This window comes from Rhodococcus sp. NPDC057297 (assembly GCF_042667435.1).
Taxonomy (GTDB): Bacteria; Actinomycetota; Actinomycetes; order Mycobacteriales; family Mycobacteriaceae; genus Rhodococcoides.
In genome coordinates this window covers 1-1,916 of the sequence record NZ_JBHUZE010000024.1, presented here as the reverse complement: position 1 = coordinate 1,916, position 1,916 = coordinate 1, and the positions used below count along the sequence as shown (strand labels likewise).

Here is a 1,916-nt window from a genome sequence, read left to right as displayed (position 1 = left end):
GCTGTACGAACGACCTTGACGCCCTGAACCACGACTGCTCGGCTCTGCCTGGGTCGAAGGTGGTCGGGATGGGAGCCCTACGACGCTCGCCACGCTCCGGCCGGCACTCGCGAACGGCGCCCCGTCCCATCCCGGAGTCTGAGCGCCCCCGCCGGAGGCATCCTCTTGAAGCCGCGGGCTTGGTTCTCGTCTCATGCCCTCCGGGCCTATCCACTGCGGGCGCGCGTCGGCGGCGGCAGCGCCGAGCGGGCCGAAGGCAGGAGCGCGGGCGCAGCCAGAGCCGGGAAGCGCGCCCGGCGGAGCGGAGCGCAGCCGGGTGCCTTGATGAGGTAGAGAAACCTGTAACTTCCCGAAGCTAGCTGGCGGGCCAGACGTAGCACTTGGCGGGGATTTGCTGACTGTCTCCAAATTGGTGCGTGGCTCCGCCAATGAAGTGCCAGCCCAAGCGTTCGTAGAGGCGGATGGCTGCCTCGTCCTTGTCCATCACGTCGAGCACAAGGCGTATGCCGTTCTCCTCGGCGTAGTCCATGGCTGCGCGCATGAGGCTTTCGCCCACTGCGTGCTTCCGAGCGCTGCGCACTACGAACAGCCGGGCCAGAACGCCGATGCGAGTTTCGTCCTCTCCGCTCTGCTGCTGCCAGAGGGCGACGGCTTCCTCCCCCTCCGCCTTCATGATCGCGATATGCCCCACCACGCCGTCCCGGTGTGCTACCCATGCCTTCACGACTCCTGGCGGAGTGATCCATGCCTCGGGGTCATCTACACCCTCCACCGGGTAGCCGTCCGTCGAGTGGACTTCGATCAGGGCTGCCGCTGCTCCCGGGACATCGGCGTCTTCGAGGGGGCGGATGGTGGTGTCAGCCACGTGGGTCCTCCAGCAGAGCGGTGGGCTAGGAAACGGGCAGCTCGTAGAGCAGGCCGGTTTGGTCAGCGCGGTGTACGTACCGGGATACCTCGAAGGGCTCCAAGTTCTGATCCAGACTCGTGTGCAGCACTTCGAGTACGGGCACTCCTGGCAACAAGTCGAGTACCCGGGCCTCTTCGGGCGAAGGCATACGAGCGCTGATCTCGTCGCGCACCCGTGTCATCACGTGGCCCAACCCCTCCAGGCGTCCGTAGATCCCGTTGGGCCCTGACTTCGCCTGCATGAGGAGAGTGCCCTCCGCCTCTTCCCAGCGCAGATAGGTGGAGACGATCTGGACCGGCTCATCGTCAGCGAAGTAGTGGTTCTCACGGTGGACGACACTTTCGCTGTCGGTTGAGACCTGGAGCCGCTCGGCGACATCGGCAGGCGGCACCTCGCGGGCGATGCTCAGGACGTCGATGCGCGGGACCTTGCCCTGCTTCTTGGCCTCCAGGCGAAAGGGAGTCAGCCCGGTCTCTCGGTTGGCGATCGAGTACCGGTCGCTGCCGAAGCGGAACAGACGTTGGGGCTCGCGTACGAACACGCCTCGACCATGCTTGGCCGTCACGAGCCCCTGCTCAGCCAGCACGCGAATGGCTTCTCGCGCGGTGTTGCGCGCCGCTCCGTACTGCTCCGCCAAGGCTCGCTCAGACGGGAGCTTCTGGCCGGCCTCCAGCTCACCCCGCTCGATCGAGGCGCGGAGTGCGTCAGCGATTCGGCGGCTGGCTGGCTGCTGGGGGGAGCGGTCGGATGCGGTCATGAGCCGAGCATACCAACTGGCTTAAGCTAGCGTCTTGACCCTCGCTCTCCCTCGTGGTCAACTAGCTTAAGCCAGTAAGTGGCTCAAGCCAGTTGGGGGCGGCGTTCCTGCCGCCAAGCAGACACGCCGCCCCCCTGTCCCATCAGGGAGCTTCCATCATGACTGCTTCTGCTCTGGTTGTGCGTCGTTCGGTGTTGGGTCGGGCTTGTTAGTATTTATATTATTCACGCTGCAACGATACCGTTTTTTTTC

2 protein-coding genes are annotated in these 1,916 nt (G+C 65.0%); both read right to left on the bottom strand.

All coding sequences use genetic code 11. The features are described 5' to 3' along the window. Positions 1-355: 355 nt before the first annotated feature. Positions 356-865, bottom strand: a complete 510-nt coding sequence (locus ACFULT_RS27175; protein ID WP_375965027.1) for a GNAT family N-acetyltransferase — start codon at positions 863-865, stop codon at positions 356-358. A 25-nt stretch (positions 866-890) separates the two neighbouring features. Then, the gene (locus ACFULT_RS27170) at positions 891-1,664 is read right to left on the bottom strand and encodes a GntR family transcriptional regulator (protein WP_375965030.1); all 774 of its coding nucleotides are present in this window, start codon (positions 1,662-1,664) and stop codon (positions 891-893) included. Positions 1,665-1,916: the final 252 nt, after the last annotated feature.

What these genes read in the sequence shown, in the direction of transcription:
- ACFULT_RS27170 (WP_375965030.1), bottom strand. Translation starts at nt 1,664, where the DNA reads ATGACCGCATCCGACCGCTCCCCCCAGCAGCCAGCCAGCCGCCGAATC.